We start from the raw sequence: 19,327 nt of genomic DNA on the forward strand, positions 1-19,327 counted from the left end.
GTTGAACGTACACAGCAGTATTCTCCGACGGTCTATTTACCTGTGGATGCCAAGATTAAAAAGAACTCTCAAAAAATATTGCATTTCCTTTCGATTCTAGATGTCTATAAGCAAATGTGGTCCTATGGTAGTCCTAAACAGGTCATTGTCGAAGATAAGCCGACTGGACGAAAAGGAGGAATTGAACCAGACCTGTTTTGTATTTTTAAGGGATCTCCCTTTTGGATTGAAATACAACGAACTCAGTATTCAGAACAGAAAATGCAGGATAAAATCCGTTTATATGAGGAGTTTTTCTTTTCGGATGAGTGGAAAGCATTGCAGTGGCAGCCAGAAGATCGAGGAGCCATCTTTCCTTCCGTTATTTTAATTACGCCTGTTCGGTATGCGGTATCTTCAGATCATATTCGCATTATACAGGTAGCAAGTATTCATGAATTAATGGAGAAATACAGAAGTTCAGCTAAACAGCAAAGAGATGGAAAACCAAGAACATCAGCTTCTTCCGGTGGGATTAAAATTAATCTCACATAATGATAAAGAATATAAAAAGCTATCTCGCCTGATAATACCGAGATAGCTTTTTACTAGGATTGCCAATTATAGAGTACCAAAATATAACCGCAAGTAAACAATAGCACATTTTTGCCATGATGGCTATTTTTGGATGAATTAGCATATGTATAAAAGGTAGGTTTCTTATACATTATCCTCTCAACGGGTGAACGGGAAAAATCGGTCATATCAAAGGTGTATAAGAAACCGCATATCCAATAAAAAAACCCTTCAGAGAACCCTTATTTATAAGGGTTTTTTCGTTTGCTTGGTTCCTTGAAGAGTGTTTATGTTAACTAGCATTCCTGTTTGAAATTACTTGGTGTCTTGAAATAAAAAAGTCCCCTTGATATGATGCAGAAGGTCATGGCCATGACTTCAATTCATCATTCAAGAAGGACTCTTATGAATTGTATTCAAAACGAAAAGTTAAATCAAGTTACACCCCATACACTGATTGTTGGAGTAGATATTGCTAAATTTAAGCATGTTGCTCGCGCCCAAGATGATCGTGGGAAAATTCTTGGGAAAGCTCTAACCTCCACGAATACAAAAGAAGGATTTGAAGGATTCTTTGCCTGGTTGGAAGAGATGCAACATAAACATGAGAAATCTGATGTTCTAGTTGGTATGGAACCTACAGGTCATTACTGGTTAAATCTAGCCTATACACTAAAAGAAAGACTTGTCTCCTTCGGAGTCGTTAATCCTCTGCACGTTAAGCGAAGTAAAGAACTTGACGATAACTCTCCAACGAAAAATGATATCAAGGATGCTAGAGTTATCGCTCAACTGATAAAAGATGGTCGATTTTCTTATCCTCGCTTACCAATGGATCAAGATGCAGAAGTAAAGGCAGGAATTACAATTAGAAACCAAATTGTAGGTGATTTACAGTCTCTACAAGGACGGATTCATAATTGGCTAGATAAGTATTTTCCAGAGTTTTTAACCGTTTTTAAAGACTGGAGTGGAAAGATGGCGTTGGCACGCTAGAACATATTCCTCTTCCAGTTCAACTTAATCAAACAACACCCGAAAGGGTGGCAGAAATATGGTCCACTTACGGAGGAGTACAACGCCCAAGCCATAAACGAATACGGCGACTTCAAGAGGCTGCTGGACGTTCGGTAGGATTAACTGTTGGACTACAGATGGCACAACGAGAAATAGCCACAAATATCAAACGATATAAGATGCTGAAAGAAGAACTACATGTATTAGAAAAACAATTGGAAGACCTTGTGCTCACCCTGCCGGGTATTGCTGAAATGCTGACTGTACCTGGTGTTGGGATGGTAACGGTGATTGAACTTTATTCTGAGTTGGGCGATATTAAAAACTTTGAAAATCCACGCCAAATTTTAAAATACGCGGGATTAAATTTGCGAGAATCCAGCTCAGGAAAGCATAAAGGACAAACACGAATTACCAAACGAGGAAGGGCTAAATTGAGGGCGTTGCTCTTTCGGACTGTTATGCCCCTTGTTCGTCATAATCGAGCCTTTAAGGCTCTGCATAAGTACTACACAACCAGACAGGAAAACCCTTTACGTAAGAAACAATCACTGATTGTACTTTGTGGGAAGTTAGTTCGTGTTCTACATACTGTAGGTCAGAAACAATGTCCATTTGATGAAGAGCGAATGATACGAGATATTCCCCATCTTTCTTTAGCTCTAGGAGCGTAACCTTTGTCCATTAAAAATGAAGCACGGAGTATTTGGGATAAAGCATTTTTCCAGGCATTCGACCTTGCAAACTAGCATTACCAAACTCTATCTCATAGACAGATTGAACGAAGGAATGTAGGCGCTAAGACGCTGAGAGACATGGGAGGTTTCATCGCTATGAGACATATAGAGATCCATTGTGCGACCATATGTATGTCTCCATCTTTTTTTAAAATAATGGAAAAAGAATAGCGAAGCTATTCCCCTTAGTACCAGTTTCTTATAAAAATGAAAATATAAGGATCGAAATGAACATAAAAAATTTTTTATATTTTATTTCCCCCCCTATAAACCCTTGATGCTACTCAATTTATAGAGGGAGCTTTGTATATAGTATACATCTTCATTTATTGAATTAGATGAATTAAACTAATAAATAAATGGGGGTAAAAATATGAATAAAAAAATCTTAGGTTCTTTCGAAGTGAAAGGAAATCAACTTATTGTTTCAGATCCGTGTTATCCAGTAGAAGATGCGTTTGACGAAAGTGACATATTATCTTGGGTATTGGAGCCAGCTAAAAGTGGAGAATGGGAATCGACTGTCTTCTTCACTGAAGATTTTACGATAACTAAATTAATGGCCTGTCACCGTGATGTTGAACTGGGTTCAGAATGGATAGAAACAGGTAAAAATATCGGCGTTGATTCTGCTATGGCGGGTATATTTGATGCATCCGTTTTCGGAAGAGATGAAGCTATTTCATATGAAGTAAAGAATATTTATGAGATAGAAATGGACGAAGAAGGCATGAAATATTATGTCGCGTGCTCAGACATCATCGCTTCTTCTGATGACGAAGCTGGCATCGTAGCAGGTGGTACAGTTTCAATGTCTGGTATAGGTGATGGATACTATCCCGTTTTTGTTCAATACAATGATCAAAATGAAATTGTAGCTGTGTTATTGGAATTTTACGTAGAAGATGAAGAAGAATGAAGCAGTAAGAGACTTTCAATAAAGGAAGTCTCTTACTGCTACCTAGAAAATCCATTATGTGAACTAGATTCTAAAAAAGAGCACCCATTTATAGGTGCTCTTTTTATTTGTCGACACAAGTCATTCTTCGATCTTTTATGTACATACGAATAGCAAATATCCCTATTACACTTAAAATAAAAATAATAACGTTAATAAACATATCTAATAAATTATTTAAAGGTAAATATGACATGAGTAAAAGTGAAGGTATAAACAATACACATTCCCACATCATCATGTCTTTGAATAGTTTTCTTGTATTTAATACATTATTCAACTTTCTATATTCCTCCTTCTAAGGATTATCCTACCATAAATTTATAATTCGTACCGATAATGCGTTTTATGTTAACTGGATATGAATATGTTATCAATCTTCTAAAGAAAGGATTTCTGAAAAATTATGTTGAACATTACTATTTAGTACTATATCCACATAGAAAGGTATAAAGAAAGTATTGAGCGAGAGTTTGCGTCCCAGCTCATACTTTCCTTTTATTAAAACCAATATATTTTAAGTTTTATATTTAATTTATGAATTTCTATCTGTAATTTTACTAAATACAATTGACTTTGTACTCAACATCGGTGGTAAATGCAATTTAAACTGTGATAATTTCCCTTCTACGTCCATCTCATAGGAAATTAACACATTCATTTCCGTATGAGAAAGATTCCACTTTGTCGTGTACACATTGTAATGATGATGTTTCATCTCTATATCAACTGATTCCCACTTTAAATATAACGTATCGTTTTGTTTATACACTTCCATTTCCCCATATGCAGGATGCTCAAATATCCCTGTATATTCTTCTACTGCATGCGTAAGGGTTGTCTCTTTTACTTGTGGAAGAGGCTTATCTAATTCTTTCATCATTTCTTTAAATTTAGCTGTATCTTCTACAGCTCTTTTATGCCAGTCAATTGCATCTAGCCCCAGAAGCTCATCATAAATTTGATTCGCAAGGTAAGATGGTAATAACGTTGTTCCAGTGTTTGTTAATATAACAAGTCCGATATTTTCCTTTGGTATAAAAGATACGAGTGCTGAAAAACCATCAATATTCCCACCATGATGGATTACTTTATAACCTCGATATGCACTAATAAACCAGCCAAGTCCATAGCAATTTAGTGTTGTTTCTGATGTAGATAAAAGTGGTTCATCTGGAATTGGAATATGCGGTTGATACATCTGCTGTAACATATCTGGTGTAATAAGCTCATGTTGGTCCACTTTTCCTTGATTTAAATGAAATAGGATCCATTTAGCCATATCTTCTATATTTGAGTTTATGCATCCCGCAGCGCCAACTGTATCGATATTACGAAATGGGACTTTGACTATATCTTCGTTCTTTTCAATGTATGGAAGTGCGTGATCATCTGCTTCTTGTGAAGTGGTAACCGAGAAGTTTGTATCTTCCATATGAAGAGGTTGTAGAATATGTTCGGTTACATATTGTTCCCATGTTTGATTAGTGATTTCTTCTACCATATGGCTGATGGTTGCATACATTAAATTATTATATAAAAAGCTTGTACGAAATGGTGCATCTAGCTCCAAATATCGAATTTTTTCCGCAATATCTTTTCGTGTTAATGAAGATCCATACCATAGCAGTTCATGACGACTAACACCAGAACGATGAGAGGCCAAATCACGAGATGTAGTTTGTGAGCTTACTAGAGGATCATGGAGTGAAAAAGTAGGAATATAACTTTGAACAGGTTTATCCCAATTAAATTTTTGTTGCTGGGCAAGTAAACTTAGAGAAAGTGTACCAAAAGCTTTTGTAGATGAGCCAATTGCAAATAGCGTATTTGGTGTAACAGTTTTTTTATTTTCAATGTCACGGTATCCAAATCCTTCAGAAAGAATAATTTCTCCATCTTTTATGATTGCGACTGCTGCCCCTGGCACATTTAGATCTTTCATCATTTCCTTTGTATAACCACGTAGGTGATCTATAAGAGAGGATTTTATTTTTTGCATAAGACTTTGTCTCCTTTACCATTTTTTTCTACAATTAGGTTATTTCGAGATAAAGAAGAGAAAGACCTTGTTGTTAACAAAGATGTCATATTTTTAGTTTCTCACTAGAAGGTATTCTCAACATAGAAAAAAATCTCCGAACATAAAAGAACAGAGATTACTACAGAGTGATCGTTCTTAGATAATGCAAAGGAAGACTGACCCTTTGTTAGTAAGGTTAAATACATCGTAACATTCTCCAGACTTTAAAGCTGTGAATTTCCTCACAGCTATTAAAGCAATTATTTGTTATCTTACCAACTTAACACATAATCTTTTAATAAGGGGGTGAGCCTATGTGAAAGGATTTAATACAAAATATTTCAACAGGATGTGTATATGGAGAACCGGCTAGTATAGAGGACATAGAAGTGCTGGAAAAGCTATTTAGTATTCAGATTCCAAAAGAATTAAGAAGTTTGTTGTATGAAACAAATGGTGTAAATGATAGTTATGGTTACTCATTAATTTGGTCTGTAGAGAAAATTATAAGGGAAAATTTAAATTTAGGAGAAAGATTGGAGGACATATACCTTCCTTTTAACAATTTGTTATTTTTCGCAGATGCTAGGAATGGTGATATGTTTGGATATTCAATATCAGATAGATCAATAAAACAAAATGATATTTATCTTTGGAATCATGGGAACAATGAACAAACCCAGATTGCGCCTTCTTTGAATGATTTTGTAGAAGATTGGATAAGTGGAAAATTAAGCATTTAAATAGTTCTTTATTTTATTCCCTGTATCTTTGTTATCTGAACTGGAAATTAAGATATATGTTTATGTGAAAAGTTTAGATTACATTTATGTTGGATATGACTAGAGATGTCACCTTCTTAGGGTTGACTAGTGACAGGCAGGCATGGATCAATGACTTTCTATTTTCAAAATAGAGGGTCATTCCCTTTAAATAGGGAGAGGAATAAGTAAAGGCACGCTTATTGTACCTTTTCATATGTCAAAAAAATCCTCGGTCTTTTTGCTTGGATCAAGTGACCTTAATGCCTTCATAATCTTTTTTATTGTAGCTCCAGATGGAACATAACTTGAATCAGTGTATATTTTACTAATTGTGTTTCTATTTAAACCCGTCATTTGGGCTAATTTTGTTATGTTATAACCTTCCTTATCTAAAAATCTACCTAACTTACTTCTTTTAGCCACTACAATAACCTCCTTTTTATAAAGGATGGACACATTTTCTTTAAACTATTCATCTATGCAAAAAAAAATAAGCATTGCTCAATAAAAGAAGCATTACTTTTTAACAATTAACATATAGTAAAGTACAAAGCAAATTAGTTTTATATAAAAGAGAATAATGTCGATACTTTTGTCATAAACATATAGCATGAATATAGTTAAGACCGCCTTATATACTGATACATAATGGGCGGTCTTTGTTAATGATATGATGAAAAAATTAAGGTTTTGGGGCCATAAAATGAAACTTTAAAAATCTCCAAATGGATTTTATCAATTGTATTTTTCCTAACATAACTAAACAAACGAGACCACGGATAGTCTCGTTTGTTTTAGATTAAAGACTAAGCATTAGGTATAACACTCGATAACATAATGCCTCTACTATTATAGGAAATGTAAGGGAATCGACTTTACAAATTCTTGCCTTTTAAATAGATTATAACAACTAATTATTATAAATTATTTTGCTCGATGAACAGTTAAATTAACCTTGTTAGTCTCGCACATAAAGGTAGAGAGATGCACAGGCTCATCATTTGCATCAAAAGCAATCTTTAAGATTCTAAAAAGGTTAGCTCCATTAGCACATTCCAATAGCTTTGCATAATCCTGTGTTGCACCAATGACATCAATAATCTTTTCGTTACTTACTATTTCTGTATGGTAATCTTCCAAAAGGACTTTATAAGTGGATTCATTTTTTGCTATTTTCTTTTCTAGACCCGGGAAACGAATTAACGAATAATGAGCAATATCGTAGAAAAGGGGACGATCATTTACATACATAAGCCTTTCAAGCTCCAAAATGGGGCTTCCTTCCTTAATTAGGAGATGACGCGCAACATCTTCAGGGGCTGGTATAACCTCACTCTTCAAAATTCGAGAATTAGGAATCATGCCCAGCTGGTGACTAAACTCAGAAAATCCACTTACAGATAGTAATTCATTATGAAACTTATTAGATGCAACAAATGTACCTCTACGGGGGATGCGTGTTAAAGTCCCATCCTTTACCAATTCCTCAATTGCTTTTCGTATAGTAATACGACTTACGTTATAAGCTTCGCAAAGTTCTGCTTCCGTCGGGATTTGCTCATCTGGTTTATATTTTCCTTGTTGAATACTGTTTTTTAACATTTGTCTTACTTGCATGTATAGTGGCTGGGGGGTCGAAGGATTTAAACCCATAATAAATTCATCCTTATCTATCAATTAATTATATAATCTTATTATACATTGGTTCTCAGTTACCATGCACCAAAATACCTGATTGTTTTTGTAGCTGTATCCGTCCCCAACTCTAAACACTTATCGATAGAAAGCCCTTTCAATGATCCGTAAATAAAACCAGAAATAAAAGAATCCCCAGCACCCATTGTATCTACTACATTATCCTCTTTAACACCATATTTATAATATTGTTCACCATCGTATGCTAACGAACCATTCTCACCTAAAGTGGCTACGACAACTTTAGATCCTTGGCTTCTTACCTCCTTTAAAAACCCACGTATATAAATATCATCCCTTGTATAAGAAAAGAAAGGGTAATCAACAAATTGTGGTAGTTTCTTTACTTCACTATGATTTAATTGATCTGAGAAATCAAATGATGTAAGCAACCCCTTCTCTTTAAAAAGAGGAAAGTACTTCCCTGTATGTCCCCATATTCCTGAATGTACAAGTTGATGAGTTTGAATAAAAGAGAGTTCCTCTGTTGTTAGAGTGAAATTTTCCATTACTCCTTCTTCATATTCTCCAAATCTTCGATCATTATCTATCAATTCAACATAGGTAACAGCAGTTTTCCCTTCTTTTCTCAATAGATGAGAAGTATCGACACCCTTTTCCCTAATGGCTTTTACCATTATATCCCCATATTTATCGGAACCAACCCAACCAATGTAGGATGAATTAGCGCCTAGAGCCTTTAGATAGACAGCCACATTGACAGAATTCCCTCCAGGGTAGGTCTTCCCTAATTCTTGATACACATCCATACAGTTATCTCCGACTGTAACTACTCTCATCCTCTTTCCCCACTTTCTTTCTACTAAAGGAAGGAGGATAACTCCTAATTTAAGTGTCAACTTCTCTTCTTAATATATGGTTTTTTAATAAGCTAAGGAAAACTATATATTCAATCTCTTAGAGAAGTCAGAACGTATAGGCTATCCTCCAAAGTAATTTTAATATTCCATTTGTCGATAATATCTTCTAAGAGTCAACGGATGATTTCTTTCACGCTCCAGATAAACGCTAATTCGACTTAAGACCGACCAGTTGATACTTACCGCAAAATGTTTTCTAAACTCTTCGCTAATACCTTCCATTTTAAACTCCTTTGTATCGATAACTGTCAGATCTTTTGTAATCTTTTTAGCAAACCTTTCAACGCGGTCCACTAATGGCCTTGTTTCATCTTCGCCTTTCAATAAAATAACACTTGTATCTTCTACCACTAGCTCAAGTGTACCGTGGAAAAACTCTGCAGCGTGAATAGACTTCGCATGAATCCATTGCATTTCTTCTAAAATACACATTGCGTATGAATAAGTGTTTCCCCATAGGTTACCAGAACCAACCATCATGTGATAATCTGTTTCCTTATGTTTAATAGCAAATTCTTCTGCTGTTTTGTCAAAGGATTTAACAGCATCCAGAATTGCACGTGGAAGTAAGGAAACTTCTTTTGTAAATTGCTCATATTGAGAGAATTCATTATTGTTATACATAAAACGGAAAATAAACATATATAGAAGCATAAAGAACGTATCAAAGGAATGTGTTTCAGAGCCCGTAGTGATACAGAAATCTACAATTTGTGTTAACGGAGTATTAGGCTCTGCCACTAAAGCAATGGTAGTAGCACCTCTCTCTTTACAAAACTCGGCTGCAGCTACTGTTTCTTTGGTAGTTCCAGATACCGATGTAAAGATGCAAACAGAATCTTTGCTGAAATGCTTGTGATTCATAACCATGAATTCTGCTGCAATTTCTGCATGTACATCAATTGTGGAATTTGAATTTAAAATGTATTCGTAAGGATACATCATCGCAATAGTTCCACCAGCACCAATCAGAAAAATATTACTATAACCCTTTTCTGTGATCTTATCTACAATGTCTTCGATCTGCCCCCTAAAAGCAAGACCTTCTTTCTCTACAAGCTTAAGAAATAATTCTTCATCAAATTTTAACATCAAACATTCCTCCTAGTAGATAGATACATATAAAACAAAATTTTACATTAATTTGTTATGTCTTGTATTATATTCAATTATAACAAATTGTACAATAATTATTTTAAACAAAATAATCTAAAAGAATTAATTTGCTCGTTTCATCCTTCTATGCCACTGACTTGTTCATCTTTTTTATTACTTACCCCATGTTTTTTTTCCCAATAGTAGTAGACAGGCAGACCAGTTGCGATAACAATAAATGCTGCAACCATCCCTTGTATTGGAGCCCAGGTAAATGTTCCCCAAGCAAGCCATGAGGCTCCTAGGATAGCTAGAATAGTCGTTAACTTCCACATTGGCATACGGTAAATTGGGTTGTAATCGTCCCTTTTACGGCATTTATAGACAGCAACAAAATCCATAATATTGATAACTAATTGAATCAGTGTAAAATAACCAAGTAATGCTGTTAAATTACTAAAGAACACAAGAATGCATGCATACGTGACCTGAGCAATAATAGAGAAACTTGGCGTTTCATATTTAGGGTGAACTTTTGCAAAACGTTGAAAAAATAACCCATCCTTTGCCATTGCATACTCTAGGCGAGGCTGAAACATTATACAAGAGCTCAATGAACCTAAAATCACAATAATTGCTGTAATAGCTACAAATGATGATGCAATATCAGATAATCCTGGAATATATTTTACTGCTTCAGAAACAGCAGCATTTGAGTTAATTAATTTATCAAAAGGCATCAAGCCTATAACACACACTGCAAGTAACGTGTATAAGCCTAATACTATAAATACAGAACCAATTAATGCTCGAGGGAGTGTTTTCCCGGGTTCCTGAATTCTCCAGCCATAAAACATATTGCTGCCATTCCCGTATAAGCCCATGTAGTAGCAGATACGCCACCAATTAGACTTGTTTTCTCAGACACAGATGCAGGAGTATAAGAAAAATTATCTGGATTCATATACATGAAACCGAGAACAATAACGATTAGGAAGGGAACAATTTTAACTGCAGTAATGATTACTTGAAAAAGTCCTCCTTCCTTTACACTTCGATAATGAATAGAAGTGATAATTAAAATAATAGCGATACCTAATAGTTTTCCAGGTATTCCAGAGAAAAATGGAAAGAAAGTTGCTAAGTAAGAGACGATTGCTAGAGCCATAATAGAAATAGATGGGGGATCTAGCGCCCAGAACGTTGCCCATCCATATAGAAAGGCTAAAGGTCTCCATCCTGCTTTATTCAAGTAAACGTAACCGCTTCCATTTTGGGGGTAAGCAGTCGATAACTCTGCTAAAACCATGACTTGTGGAATAGCAATCAATCCTCCCACAATCCAAGCCATGATAGAGATGGAAGGTGTACCTGCAGCTCTTGCTACATCACCCGAGGAGACAAAAATGCCTGAACCTATGGTTGTTCCAACAGCAATAGCGAGGGCAGACCAGAAACCCAGTTTTCGTGTAAGTGTGCCACTACTCATAAGAGATCCTCCACATTCAATTTATTAGATATTTAATTCCCTTACTTTCTGAACAGATTTCATGACTGCATCTTGTGGATTTTGATAATAATTTGAACCCATAATCTCCAAAGTACAAGTCCCTTGATAGCCATGGGTATGGAGGCTTGTCAGATATTCTCTCCAATTCAAAACTCCATCATCTAATGCCAAATGGGCATCTGATTGGCTATCTCCATCTACTAAATGAAAATGGCATAACTCCGGAAGAATAGAAAAGTAATCATTAGGTGTTTCACCAGCTAACTGCATTGCTACGGTATCAATCATTCCTTTTAATGAAGGAGAGTTAATCTCCTCTATCATTCTTTTAAGCCCCCTAGAGTCAGTTATTAAATTAGACTCGAATTTAGTTAAAGGTTCCAAGGCAAGGTTTACCCCTTCCTTTTCAGCTATCTTTGATAATTGAAAAATTGAGTCACTTGCAAACTTCCATGATTCTTCTTTAGAAACAGAAAAGTCTCCTATTCCGGAAGTTATAAGCATCATATTAGTCTCTAGCTCTAAGGCAGCATATAGATTTTCTATAAAATAGTTAATACTTTCTTTTCGCCACTGTGAATCTAGAGCAGCAATATTATAAGGGTAAACACATTGCTCTGGTGTATAGCAAACAATGTTCATGTCCCTAGACTTAATTTCCTTCCTTATGCTCCTGATATTACTAAGAGCATTTCGATAAACATACATGTGTGGTTCGCCAGCCCATAGCTCAATACTACTAATTCCCAAATGATTCATGGAATCTAAGAAGTATTGAAAAGGATAATGCCTAAAAGTAACATTCATTCCTGAAATCACCAATTGTTATCCCCCCTCCTCTATAATTTGAAAACGCTTTTATTTGTTATGCCTTGTATTATAATCAACAAGTACATTAATTGCAATTAAATTTTTAAATTAAGTTGCATCGAAAATGGTAACTTTGAACAAAATTCAAAGCATTTATAATACGTTTTTAAATACAAAAGAGAGCCCTAAGGCTCTCTTTTGTACTTAAAAGCTATGTTGATTTGACATAGACACAGGCAATTCAGTAGAACTATGTCTATTAAGCGACTCGCGTATTATATCCGGAACAGTTAACCAGTTCAGAACTTCGTTCTTATGTTGGTGAATTCAATTTATGCAAATCGAAAAGTCGATGCTATACTCTTCACACTGAGGTAAAAAGACTGGAGGAACAACATATATTATTGAACCTAAGCATTGTTCAATAAAAATTATAAGTGAAGGATTCAGTTAAGTTTTCGTATCCTTCTTCTAATTTCTGCTGCAGTATCAGTAGGATCATTCATTTCTACTATGACATACTTATATTTTTTATGCCCTTCTAACTCAATAATAACGAGAGGTACACGATGTTCGTAAGAAAGAAAATACCATTCATTCCCGTACTTAAAGCTACCCTCATAAATATTAAGAGGGGATACCGAGGTTCCAGGCATTCTTATCATCCATTGTGGTGCATCAAAATAATCTACATAGACACTTTTTATTAGACGATAAGGTATTTTTACCTTTTGCTTTAGGGCAAAAAAACCCACCAATCCGGTCAATTTTAAAGTAAGTTCATCCTTACCAAAGATAATTTCTCTTCCCAAAGCATATCCCTCCACCTGTTAAAGATGTTACCTATATAGGTTTTACTTAGCATTTCGAACATATCCAAAGATAGTAACCTATTTTTGATATTCATAGACGACTGGAACTTTGTCCATTTTCACGGTTTTTGCCACAACATAACGGCGGTATCCATCTTTTAAAATCTTTGATCCTTTTTCAATCGTCAACGGCTCATCTAAACGCCCTGTACGCTTCACAAAATCGATAACCTTTTGCGTTTTTTCAGGGTTTGGGCGTGTCTTTAAGAACTCTTCAGGAACGATAATATCATCAAAATTCAATAGATCCTGGGTTCCCTTCGGTTGGTTGGACAGTATTTTCTTTTTTTCCTCAGCCTTTTTCGCTTCTGTAGGCTCTTGTTGTACTTCTGGCTGAATAGACTGTACTTCTTTCTTCTCTACTTTTGCTACAGGTTGAGAAACAGGTGCTTGCTCTTCTGCCTGTTTTTTAGATTCCGTCCTCTGAGGTGCCTCAGAAGACGCAGAAGCCTCTTGTTTAGGTTCTTTTTTCGCTTCTGACTGATTCTTCTCTTTGTCATTTTTATTCGGGAGAACAGTAATTTGAAAACAGATGACCCCTACTTCACCAGGGCATTCATCAATGGGAATGTCCAACGTTGGTTCCCCTTGAATTAAAATCTTTTCATGCATGATGCTTTTCTTCGTAAGCCCTGTTTTATTAAAGGCTTTCTTCGCAACAAATACCGTATACGAAATAAACGTACTCTTCTTTAATCCTTTAGGCGCAGATGGTGACCCTTTTTCACGCATATCAAAGGCAACATAGCGATCGTATTCACGTAAGGGTCCTGTAGCTGATCCAGTTAAGGTAATTTTGTGTGGCATAATAGTCTCCTCCTGCGTAGATTTTTAGTTAATGTTTATTTAGAACACAGATCTAAATAAACATATTCTATTAAAACATCAGCTTCTAAGGAATTTCTACTTTTTTTGATTAGGAAGCTGTGTCTTTTAACTGGTTATGATGACGCAAACAGTCTTGTTCCTCAGGCGTTAAAGCTTGTCCTAAGTCTTGTTTTACCTGAGCTATCTCCAACAAACTATACGTGGAGCTGTGCTCCTCCAACAAGTTCTCTTCTTCTCGTGTTAGCTCTTGTCCTAAATCTTGCTTTAACTGAATCATTTCAAGCTGTTGATCCAAAGAAATCTCTGTTTCTTTTGTAGCTTCTTCTTGCTGCTGTTCAGCTTTTAACCAATCTGGAACGAGTTCTTTACGGATAATCCGTTTTGGTTTAGCCGATGTTGTTTCTTTGCTTTCGTTATGTATAACTTCTTGTTGATGTGCGTATACTGATGAATAATCTTGCTCTTTAGGGTTTACCAATTCATAAAATTGATTTTTCGCAATTTGATAGATTAATCGACACATATCCCGTAGGGATAAAGGATTGCCTTGTTGATTGGCTTCATGCACATATTTATCTAATCCCACAATGGATGTATACGCAATTTCATGTATTTGCTCTTTTTTAATCTCAATCTCTGTATCTCGTTTTACAGCTTTTGCAGCATTTTGAATACGAGCATAAAAGTCTTGTAGTTGATGTCCATATTTACCTGCATAGACTTGATTCACTTTCTTAGGAACACCTTTGATATAGGTGAAGGCCTGTGAAACAGACATTAAATGATTATTTATATGATTTACAGGTAAATCAAGGTTAATAAAGGCATCAGGTGATTTATCGGCTTCTAAGCTTGATATATCAACGTTTTCAGCCATTTCTTGATTCGTCACAGGAGTTGTCACAGGAGTTGTCATTTCTTCTTTTTGGAAGTTTTGAACCTCTGTCGTGTCATGGGCAAAAAAGATCTCATCACAAATTTTGTCAAAGTTTTTATGACTTTTAAGGATGAATACATAGCTGTCAGGATGAGCACCTTTTGTGTCTTCTTTAATGTAACGAGAAACAATAATAAACGGCGTCATTTTTAACGAACGTACAAAACGAGAAACCGTACTTTTGGACACATTAAATTTCTTCATGAGCGTTTCAGAACGGATCGCTTGAATGCCCGTAGCCACTAGGTTATAGATGACATGATCGAGCATTTCCATTCTCTTTTTAGGAAATTCTTTATGTATAGCTGATTGTTGTTGTTTAAAGTGGGCACGAAGACTTTCTAAAAAATCTTCTTTCTTTTTACGAAGTGTGGATTTGTTGGTCCATAACCATTTGAACCGTCCATTGAAGGTATCTACATCTTTTAAATAGCAGGTTAATATCTTTGTCATTTGTTCATCGTCTCCTTTAAGGAACACAAAAAAGACACTGTTTCCCTGGAAAAGGAAAACAATGCCTTGATTTTGATGAACTAAGCCCTTGAAATAGATAGCTATTTCATATAAAATAAAAACATAAGTTTTATCTTATAGAAAAACTAACTCTATTAACAAGAGACTTCGACAAGTGTTTTCCCTACCGTCGTTAGGGTGAACGGTTTAAGAGTGCGGTCAACACTTCTTAAACAGTTGAAGTCTTTTTTCTATTCCGGTCATTTTTGTTAGTTTTATTATAGCGTTAACTCGTCTCAAAATTCAATAAAAATTATAATATCTCTTAAAACAATTATTTTTACCTACATATCTAGGTAGAGATGAATCTATTACAGCATAGAGTACCTAATTAGAAAATGAAATGTTTAAGACAAAGTTTTTTCGAAGATAATAGATTCATTACTCTCTCTATGTTAATACGAAAAGATCAATTTAGGCAGGATGATTTTTTTCATCCTCTTCTACATCCATTTTTTTTAACAAAAATAAGTTCATGCCTGTTACGTATATCATCCTTTTTCTTGGTATTAAAGTTAAATCTCCAGTTTATATCACATCCAAAATTATCCTACTAGGCATACAAAGTGAATTGTAGAGATTCAAGTATCTCCAAATATTAAATAATTAGGGTTTAAAGATTATTTAGTAAGACAAATAATCTTTAAAATCGCTTGTATAAAAAAAACAAGTTGAATTGTAGTTCAACTTGTGAAAAAAAGTGTATATCGCAGGGCGACATATGAGTGCTAATTGTTATTTTAAGATCAACTTATGTTGTACTTGTAGTTTATTTTTGTATCGCAGGGCGACATATAGGTAACTGGTTATCGTTTTAAGATCAACTTATATTGAACTTAAAATTCAATTCTGTATTGCAGGGCGACATATGGATAACTAACTACTATTTTGATCTCAACTTACATCTTATTTAGGGAAAAATACTATGTCGGTGGGCGATACAGAATTGATTGAACTATTACTTTAGCTCAAGATCAGGTTAATAGTAATTAGTTATTAAAGAGACGCTGGAACCAACTTTTTTTTCTCTCTTGTTTTTCTTCAATAGTCTTTTTATAAAACTCAGTAATTTGTTTATCACGTTTTTCAAGTGAAACAGCAATATATTCTTTTTGCTCCCTCATCATATCCTGTAATTCTAACATCATATTTTTTAACTCAGCATTCTCATTTTTTAGTGTAGTAAATTCATTACCATATTGGTTAATTATAGCTTGCAACTGGTCATTTTCCTTTATGTCGGGTGGCGACACAGGGGTCTTAGGAATATCCTCAAGGACAGTTTTCACAGCTTCTTCTAACGTAATGCCAGGTGATTTACTTAGGGATTGAATATTTTTTAAAACAGTTATGTCGCGTTCCAAAAAGGCCCTTTGATCATGCTCATTACGTATAAATTTATAACTATGTTTTTCCATCAAAGTAGCGTACTTGCGTACTGTTGTAACAGCTATATCTAATCTTTTAGCAACTTCATTTGTCCAATATGCTTTTTCAGATCTTGTTGTGTCGTTTTCCATAGTGACACCCTCCTTTTATATGTAGAATTCTATACGGTAAAGTGAAGTCCTTTGTAGACCAATCTTCTTTAGAAAAAATGGTTTGCTAGCTAATAAGTTACTGAGAATTAGAGATTTTTAGTAGTTATAATGTTTTAAGGCTACATCACTTTTATAAAAGGTACTTTACCAAATTCCTTTTATTGATGGTAATAGGATTTCAAAGTGTATCTATGTAGTATTAATTGAGAAGAAACTTATATTGATTAGGATAACATGTTTTCTCCCTATTCTAATTCTACATCAATCTGTATTGTACCTGGTAATAAAGAGCATGTCGATGGGCAACACAGCCTCATACTCTCTAGTTTTAATGTCGCCCTGCATCATGTCTGGGCAATAAAAAGCATGTCGATGGGCAACGCAGCCTCATACTCCCTAGTTTTAATGTCGCCCTGCATCATGTCTGGGCAATAAAAAGCATGTCGATGGGCAACGCAGCCTCATACTCCCTAGTTTTAATGTCGCCCTGCATCATGTCTGGGCAATAAAAAGCATGTCGATGGGCAACGCAGCCTCATACTCCCTAGTTTTAATGTCGCCCTGCATCATGTCTGGGCAATAAAAAGCATGTCGATGGGCAACGCAGCCTCATACTCCCTAGTTTTAATGTCGCCCTGCATCATGTCTGGGCAATAAAAAGCATGTCGACGGGCAACACAGCCTCATACTCCCTAGTTTTAATGTCGCCCTGCATCATGTCTGGGCAATAAAAAGCATGTCGACGGGCAACACAGCCTCATACTCCCTAGTTTTAATATTGTCCTGCATCATGTCTGGGTAATAAAAAGCATGTCGACGGGCAACACAGCCTTATACTCCCTAGTTTTAATGTCGCCCTGCATCATGTCTGGGTAATAAAAAGCATGTCGATGGGCAACACAGCCTTATACTCCCTAGTTTTAATGTTGTCCTGCATCATGTCTGGGTAATGAAAAGCATGTCGACGGGCAACACAGCCTTATACTCCCTAGTTTTAATGTTGTCCTACATCATGTCTGGGTAATGAAAAGCATGTCGACGGGCAACACAGCCTTATACTCCCTAGTTTTAATGTTGTCCTGCATCATGTCTGGGTAATGAAAAGCATGTCGACGGGCAACACAGCCTTGTAAACTATTTTTTTAATTACATTGATGCAGATTCTACTAGAGAGAGCAGGTTGTATGGTTGCAATTGGGATATTTTCGTTATTAATGAAAATATCAATAGAAATATTCTAAGAAAAATAGAGTGTAAATATAGGGAAAATATATCTTTTTATTGAGAGGGAAATGTAATTAATAAGAATATTATGTATTTTAATTACAATAATTAGATGCGTTATGTAAAGACTGCTATATCAAAAGGCATAAAGGAGAAGTTTAGCAGGTGACAGATGGGGAGTCGGATACATTGAGAAATGTAAGTCCGGTTCGGGGAGGAGAGGAGCATTCGAAAACCTACTACAGTAATATAGAAAGGCGTTGGGTGCTTACTCTACGCCTATAAAGATGCGGTTTTGAAATACTACACAGGAACGGTCACAGCTGAAGGAAAACCAGCAGCTCCTGCAAGTGGGGGAAGTAGTGGTAAGTCGGGTGTTAAAGCGATTGATACGGGTAAAACGTTGATTGGCAAAACACGATACGTATTTGGTGGTGGGCGCTCTCAATCTGATATTAACGCAGGACATTTTGATTGTTCAAGTTTTGTAAGATGGGCATTCGAACAGGTAGGGGTGAATGTCGGTCCGATGTCAGGTGTGGCAACCGATACATTCAAAACCCAAGGGCAAGCGATTAATCCAAAAGACATGAAGCCTGGGGATGTGGTGTTTTTCGATACCTATAAAAAAGACGGCCACGTTGGCATCTACGTTGGAAATAATCAGTTTTTAGGCTGCCAAGGAAAAACAGGTGTAGCCATCGCAAGTATGGCAAAAGGAACGTATTTTGGTGAACGATTTAATGGAAGAGTAAAACGATTTTAAAAGGAGAAAAGGCGATGAAAAATAAAGCAGCACTACTATTTGGAGCGCTTGCCCTTGTGGTGGCAGGCGTGACCATTTTCAATATCTACCTTAACCATAATATCTCCAACACAACAGCTTCGAAACAAATTCAAGTCACAAATGACAGCTTAAAAGAAGAGAATAAAGAGCTAAAAAAACAACTAAGTGAAGTTCGCCCTTCTGCCCAAGAACAACAAAAACGAGATTACTTGAATACGGTTAATCAATTCATCGATGTGTCTTATCATCGTGAAAAAGAAGGATTTGAGGAACGAAAGAAGGTTGCAAAATCTATCATGGACAAAGAGCTTTATGAGCAATTTTATCCTTCTGAAAAGTTCGTATATGGAGATAGTTACACTTCCATTCCAAACGATGTACAGCTTTATGTACAACAATATGATGGAGGGCAAGAAGATGTCGAAGTGATTGCTGAATTTACGAATCATCTTGTCATAAAAGATGAGAATGTAGACGATCAAACGCATGACATTATTAAAGTTTCTCTACGGAAAGAAGAGAATAAATGGGTGGTTTATAGTATCGAAGAATTGAAAACAGAAATCATGAAATGAGGTGG

The 19,327-nt window shown here is 35.6% G+C and carries 16 protein-coding genes and 2 pseudogenes; 6 read left to right on the top strand and 12 right to left on the bottom strand.

Going from position 1 to position 19,327, the window contains the following annotated elements; translation table 11 throughout:
* From ACLHDF_RS25370 to ACLHDF_RS25380, 3 genes and pseudogenes are all read left to right on the top strand, one after another.
* A partial coding sequence (locus tag ACLHDF_RS25370) for a hypothetical protein (RefSeq protein ID WP_413921336.1) occupies nt 1–534 on the top strand: 534 nt, incomplete at its 5' end.
* A 426-nt stretch (nt 535–960) separates the two neighbouring features.
* Nucleotides 961–2,246, top strand: a pseudogene (locus ACLHDF_RS25375) (IS110 family transposase).
* Between the two features lie 436 nt (nt 2,247–2,682).
* Nucleotides 2,683–3,228 (top strand): DUF4241 domain-containing protein, encoded by a 546-nt coding sequence (locus ACLHDF_RS25380; protein WP_413921337.1) that lies wholly within the window; start codon nt 2,683–2,685, stop codon nt 3,226–3,228.
* Nucleotides 3,229–3,331: 103 nt separating this feature from the next.
* On the opposite strand, the gene ACLHDF_RS25385 is transcribed toward ACLHDF_RS25380, so the two are convergent.
* Together ACLHDF_RS25385 and ACLHDF_RS25390 are read right to left on the bottom strand one after the other, a co-directional pair.
* The gene (locus ACLHDF_RS25385) at nt 3,332–3,547 is read right to left on the bottom strand and encodes a DUF6007 family protein (RefSeq protein WP_413921338.1); all 216 of its coding nucleotides are present in this window, start codon (nt 3,545–3,547) and stop codon (nt 3,332–3,334) included.
* A 255-nt stretch (nt 3,548–3,802) separates the two neighbouring features.
* A complete protein-coding gene (locus ACLHDF_RS25390) occupies nt 3,803–5,269 on the bottom strand; it encodes a serine hydrolase (protein WP_413921339.1) in 1,467 nt (488 codons plus the stop codon).
* A 359-nt stretch (nt 5,270–5,628) separates the two neighbouring features.
* Between ACLHDF_RS25390 and ACLHDF_RS25395 the strand changes: the two genes are divergently transcribed.
* Nucleotides 5,629–6,033: an SMI1/KNR4 family protein gene (locus ACLHDF_RS25395; RefSeq protein WP_413921423.1), complete on the top strand. Its 405-nt coding sequence runs from the start codon at nt 5,629–5,631 to the stop codon at nt 6,031–6,033.
* Nucleotides 6,034–6,264: 231 nt separating this feature from the next.
* Here the strand turns inward: ACLHDF_RS25395 and ACLHDF_RS25400 are convergent, their stop codons facing one another.
* The 10 genes and pseudogenes from ACLHDF_RS25400 to ACLHDF_RS25445 form a co-directional block, all read right to left on the bottom strand.
* On the bottom strand, nt 6,265–6,477 hold the full coding sequence (locus ACLHDF_RS25400) for a helix-turn-helix domain-containing protein (protein WP_235918805.1): 213 nt from the start codon (nt 6,475–6,477) through the stop codon (nt 6,265–6,267).
* Nucleotides 6,478–6,978: 501 nt separating this feature from the next.
* Nucleotides 6,979–7,707 (bottom strand): GntR family transcriptional regulator, encoded by a 729-nt coding sequence (locus ACLHDF_RS25405; protein WP_207372628.1) that lies wholly within the window; start codon nt 7,705–7,707, stop codon nt 6,979–6,981.
* Nucleotides 7,708–7,766: 59 nt separating this feature from the next.
* On the bottom strand, nt 7,767–8,549 hold the full coding sequence (gene frlD / locus ACLHDF_RS25410; RefSeq protein WP_413921340.1) for a fructoselysine 6-kinase: 783 nt from the start codon (nt 8,547–8,549) through the stop codon (nt 7,767–7,769).
* Nucleotides 8,550–8,708: 159 nt separating this feature from the next.
* Nucleotides 8,709–9,722, bottom strand: coding sequence for an SIS domain-containing protein (locus ACLHDF_RS25415; protein WP_413921341.1), 1,014 nt, complete (start codon nt 9,720–9,722; stop codon nt 8,709–8,711).
* Nucleotides 9,723–9,862: 140 nt separating this feature from the next.
* Nucleotides 9,863–11,214: pseudogene (locus ACLHDF_RS25420) on the bottom strand (amino acid permease).
* 24 nt (nt 11,215–11,238) lie between these two features.
* Nucleotides 11,239–12,057, bottom strand: a complete 819-nt coding sequence (locus ACLHDF_RS25425; protein WP_413921342.1) for a TIM barrel protein — start codon at nt 12,055–12,057, stop codon at nt 11,239–11,241.
* Between the two features lie 434 nt (nt 12,058–12,491).
* The gene (locus ACLHDF_RS25430; RefSeq protein ID WP_413921343.1) at nt 12,492–12,857 is read right to left on the bottom strand and encodes a hypothetical protein; all 366 of its coding nucleotides are present in this window, start codon (nt 12,855–12,857) and stop codon (nt 12,492–12,494) included.
* Nucleotides 12,858–12,935: 78 nt separating this feature from the next.
* Nucleotides 12,936–13,724, bottom strand: a complete 789-nt coding sequence (locus ACLHDF_RS25435) for a plasmid stabilization protein (protein ID WP_413921344.1) — start codon at nt 13,722–13,724, stop codon at nt 12,936–12,938.
* A 109-nt stretch (nt 13,725–13,833) separates the two neighbouring features.
* On the bottom strand, nt 13,834–15,135 hold the full coding sequence (locus ACLHDF_RS25440) for a replication protein (protein ID WP_413921345.1): 1,302 nt from the start codon (nt 15,133–15,135) through the stop codon (nt 13,834–13,836).
* 1,049 nt (nt 15,136–16,184) lie between these two features.
* A complete protein-coding gene (locus ACLHDF_RS25445) occupies nt 16,185–16,715 on the bottom strand; it encodes a MerR family transcriptional regulator (protein WP_413921346.1) in 531 nt (176 codons plus the stop codon).
* 1,540 nt (nt 16,716–18,255) lie between these two features.
* Here ACLHDF_RS25445 and ACLHDF_RS25450 point away from each other — a divergent pair.
* Entirely contained in the window at nt 18,256–18,726 is a 471-nt protein-coding gene (locus ACLHDF_RS25450) for a C40 family peptidase (protein WP_413921347.1), read from the top strand.
* Between the two features lie 14 nt (nt 18,727–18,740).
* On the top strand, nt 18,741–19,322 hold the full coding sequence (locus ACLHDF_RS25455) for a MerR family transcriptional regulator (RefSeq protein ID WP_413921348.1): 582 nt from the start codon (nt 18,741–18,743) through the stop codon (nt 19,320–19,322).
* Nucleotides 19,323–19,327: the final 5 nt, after the last annotated feature.

Source organism: Priestia megaterium (genome assembly GCF_046599315.1).
GTDB classification, from domain to species: Bacteria; Bacillota; Bacilli; order Bacillales; family Bacillaceae_H; genus Priestia; species Priestia megaterium_F.